At 68.3% G+C, this 4,381-nt stretch carries 3 protein-coding genes; 1 reads left to right on the forward strand and 2 read right to left on the reverse strand.

Annotated elements, in window-relative coordinates; translation table 11 throughout:
• Together QH290_RS33440 and QH290_RS33445 are read right to left on the reverse strand one after the other, a co-directional pair.
• Positions 1–948 (reverse strand): RsbRD N-terminal domain-containing protein (locus QH290_RS33440; protein WP_280387289.1); only part of this gene is annotated, 948 nt, incomplete at its 3' end.
• 197 nt (positions 949–1,145) lie between these two features.
• Complete coding sequence (locus QH290_RS33445; RefSeq protein WP_280387291.1) at positions 1,146–3,218, reverse strand: AMP-binding protein; 2,073 nt, start codon at positions 3,216–3,218, stop codon at positions 1,146–1,148.
• A gap of 432 nt (positions 3,219–3,650) precedes the next feature.
• Here QH290_RS33445 and QH290_RS33450 point away from each other — a divergent pair, with 432 nt between their 5' ends.
• Positions 3,651–3,992 (forward strand): histone-like nucleoid-structuring protein Lsr2, encoded by a 342-nt coding sequence (locus QH290_RS33450; protein ID WP_280265125.1) that lies wholly within the window; start codon positions 3,651–3,653, stop codon positions 3,990–3,992.
• The last annotated feature ends 389 nt before the right edge of the window (positions 3,993–4,381 follow it).

Genomic DNA, 4,381 nt, shown 5'->3' on the forward strand with positions numbered 1-4,381 from the left:
TTCGAGGGCGAGGTCGTCGAAGCGGTAGAGGGCGGGTTCGCAGTGCAGGCGGGCGACCATGTCGAGGAGTTGGTGGGCTTGGTCGGCGGCGGTGGGGATGGTGTCGGTGCCGGTGGTGACGACGGTGGCGGTGATGGGCACCCGCGCGGCCCGCGACAGGGCGGTCACCAGGTCGTCGAGTTGGTCGTCGGTGTGGTGGTGGGCCGGGATCAGCAGGGTGCCGCCGTCCACGCTGAGCAGTGAGAGCGCGGCATTGTCGCAGCGGGTGGCCAGTTCGGCCTGCAGGCGCCGGAGTTTGCGGCGCGCAACGACTTTCGCGTCCAGCATCGGGTTGGACTCGTCGGGGTGCGGGGGGATGGCGAGGGCGAGGATGCGGTAGCTGTCGGCGATCTCGATGCCGCATTCGCGGGCCATGGTGGAGGTGGGGTGGCCGCCGAGCAGTGCGGAGGTGAGGGTGTGTACGGCGGTGTGGTGTTCGGAGACAACGGATTTGAGCTCGCGCACATAGGCCATGGATACGGCCGTGGTCATGGTGTCGAGCATCTCGACGACCAGCTTCGCCCCGCCCATCAGCGCGTCGTAATCGGCCAGGCTCAACGTCATCACGGTGTCGTCCGCGGAGCCGGCGGCGCGGTGCTTGGTCGCGGCGCTGGTGACGACGAGGTCGAACCCGATCTTGAAGCCCTCGTGGATGGAGTGGTGGATCGTATCGATCGGCACGCCCTCGCGGGCCCATTGCGCCGCAGCCTCTTTCAGCCGATCGATCTTGTCGGGGATGTTCTTGCCGTCGAGCACCGAGACGGCGAGTTCGAGGCAGGTGCGGGTGATCGTGGTGACGTCGCCGTAGATGGCGTCGCCGGGGAGCGTGCCGCAGGGCGCGACGTTCTCGACGAAATGGCCGACCATCTGGCGCGACAGCGCCCAGACGTCCTTGAGTGGCGAGGACATCGGCCGCCCCGAGACGGTGAGGCTCGGTCTATCCGGAGTGGCAACAGACATCGGGAACTCCCTTCCACCCCCGTGAACTGCACTGCGGTAACACCGTAACCGTTTCGAGATCCGCCAGGGCAGTTTTCACAATCGATCGTGATACTTCGGGATACGTCTACCCGTCTTGCTCGTGAGCGATCACAGTGCTCGCGCGCTCACGACGGCGACTGGTTGGCGGGAGCGCCCGTGAGCAGGCGTTTGAGCACCTTGCCGGTTTCCCCGCGCGGCAGCGCGGACAGGAAGGTGACATCGCGCGGGACCGAGAAGCGGCTGAGCCGGTGCCGGACGTAGGTGCGGATCATGTCCTGATCGAGCCCCGATCCCTCCCGCTTGACGATGAAAGCCGCCAGGCGCTGGCCGAATTCGCGATCCGGCACGCCCACCACGGCCACGTCGGTCACCTGCGGCAGGTGCGCCAGCGCCTCCTCCACCGGTCGCGGGAAGACGTTCTCCCCGCCGGAGATGATCATCTCGTCGTCGCGACCGGCGATGAACAGGCGCCCCGCGGCGTCGAGATAGCCGAGATCGCCGGTGTCGAGCATGCCCTCGGCCTCGGCGGGCGGCGCCGCGTTGACGTAACCGTCGAACAGCATGTGATTGCCGACGTAGATCCGCCCGGTGGCACCGACGGGAACCGGCTTGTGGTCGGGCCCCAGCACCGCGACCCGGGTGCCCAGGGGCGGGCGCCCCGCCGTGGTGGGGGAGGTGCGCAGATCCTCGGGGGTGGCGATGGTGGCCCACGAGACCTCGGTGGATCCGTAGACGTTGTAGAGCACGTCACCGTAGGTGTCCATGAAGCGCAGCACCGTGGCGCCCGCCAGCGGGGCGCCGCAGCTGGCCACGATGCGCAGGCTGGAGGTATTGAACCGGGCCCGCACGTGGGTGGGCAGATCGAGGATCCGCTGCACCATGGTCGGCACGAGAACCAGTGTGGTGACCTCGTTCTCGGCGATCAGGCGCAGGGTGTCGCGGGCGTCGAAGTGCTCCGGGAGCACCACCGTGGCGCGCAGCGGCGTGCTCAGCTGCAGGGCCGCCATGCCCCAGGTGTGAAACAGCGGGGCGGGGATGAGCATGGTCTCGTGCATCCGCAACGGGATGCGCGACAGCAGCGCCGCCACGGTGGCGAAGCCCTTCGGATGCGGGCGGCGGGCGCCCTTGGGCGTGCCGCTGGTCCCCGAGGTCAGCACGATCAACCGGCCGCCGCGGGCGGGCTTGCGGAAGCCGGTGTGCCCCAGCGCGATCAGATCCTCGATCGAGGTGCCCACGCCCGCCGCGTGATCGGTGAACACCCGGTGGATGTCGGAATGCAGGTAGTGCACCAGGGATTCGAGCGCGCTGTCGACGAACAGGTGCTCGAGCCGGTGCCGCTGCACGATCTCCTCGATCCGCCGGGCCGACAGACCGGCGTTGAGCAGCACCACGTCGACGCCGAGTTTCCCCGCGGCGACCATGGTTTCGACCATTCCGGCGTGATTGTGGGCGAGCAGGCCGATGGCGTCGCCCGCGCCGAGCCCGAGCCGGCTCATCGCGGCGGCCAGCGCGTGGCTGCGGTCGTGGATCTCGGCGAAGGTGCGCACGCCGCGATCGTCGACGACCGCGGGGCGGTGCGGGGAGTGCGCGGCCGCGGCCGCGTAGCCGCCCGCCAGAGTGAAGCCCCATTTGGCGAGCCGCCCGAACTGCCGCACGCCGATATCGGGCCGGTAGGTACGCACCACACCGGTCGACACCATCTGGCGTGCCACGTCGGCGCGGCGCCGCAGCGGGCTGTCCTCGCCGTTGACCGCCACCGATGTCGGTGCCCCCGTGAGCAACTCGGTCAGGCGATGCAGACCGGCCTCGGCCCACGCGATGATCTCCGAGTTGGGCAGGGCCGCGACCACCGGGTGAATGCGGCCCGGCGCGAAGAAGGTGACGGTGACCCGGGTGCCGTCGCCCGATGCGGCCTCGCGCAGGCGGACCGCGGCGAAGCTGCCCGTGGCCCCGCATTCCAATTCGAAGGTCGAGCCGGTCCGGCCCGCCATGAAGGTTGCTGCGAATGTGCTGATTCCGGTCTCGCCGGTGCCGATCCGGAACTGCCACAGCGGATGCCCGGCGATTGTCTCGAGACGATCGCACGCGCCGATCCCGGTGAAAATGCGTGAATAACTCTGCGGATCCGTGAGCAGTTTCCACACGGATGCGATGGCGACCGGTAATTCTACGGTCGCATCGATGACGTCGGTAGCCAACTTCGTACACTTCTCGCGGGCCGGTCCGAAGGAGCTGGACCAGCGGGAACTCATTTGTAACCGGTAAAGCCGATGCCGGTCAAGAACGGGTTCTGCCGCTGAATTACAGGGGACGCTCGGGTGTGCTGTCCCCGTATTGTGTGGTGTACCTTACCCGCTCGGCGTGCGAGTCGATATTGTCGTGCCGAACTCTTGTGACAATTCCCTGAGCGCGTGCGCCGGAATTGTGACACTATGCGGCATATCGCATGCTGAAATGTTGCGGTGGTGCCGGGTCGGGTCGAGCCCGCCGGAGTGGCGGCTTTGTGGCCGGGCACGAATTCTCGGCGACATTCTGGTGAAGTCTCCCAGTGGCGGGGCGAATCATCCTGCCGCTCAGTAAGTTACGTGTACGAGGGGGAGTGCAGGGGATGGGGTGCTAAGGAGCACGCAGTGGCACATCGAGTACTGGTGACGCGCGTCGACGACCTCGACGGCGAATCGACGGCCGATGAGACGGTGGTCTTCGGGCTGGACGGGGCGACCTACGAGATCGATCTGTCGGCCGCGAACGCGGCGCGGCTGCGGGAGCAGGTGGAGCAGTGGGCGCAGCGTGCCCGCAAGGTCCGCCGCACCGCGACCAGCGTGCGCAAGCCGACGACGATGACCGCGGTCGAATCGACGGCGGCGCGGAAGTGGGCGCGGGAGAACGGGGTTACGGTCTCGGCCCGCGGACGCGTGCCAGGCACCGTGCTGCGTGCCTACCTCGATGCCGGGCGTTCGTTCACCGATTGAGACCGCCGGGCCCGACCTTCGCATACCGCCCAGCAACCGATCAGCGCCCATCCGGACCGTGCATCGCGTCGAATATCGAGCAGTACCTGCAACCGTATTGCGAATCGGCAGGACTGGAAGTATCGGTAACCGCAACTAGTACGGAAGGACCAGGCTGTGATCCCACTTTTCATCGGTCAGCTCATGGGCACGATCTCCGACTTCCTCGGTAAGCTCCTGATTCCCTGAGGTGACCGTGGCCGGGCGGCGGGGAACGCCCCCCCCCCCCCCACCCCCCCCCCGCCCGCGGGGGCGCGCCGCGCCCCCCGGCGGGGCCCGGGCCATGGGGGGGGCGCCGGGGTTTTGGGGGGGGGGGGGGCGCCCCACCGGCCCCCCCCCACGAAGGTTTT

The organism is Nocardia wallacei (genome assembly GCF_029869545.1).
GTDB classification, from domain to species: domain Bacteria; phylum Actinomycetota; class Actinomycetes; order Mycobacteriales; family Mycobacteriaceae; genus Nocardia; species Nocardia wallacei_A.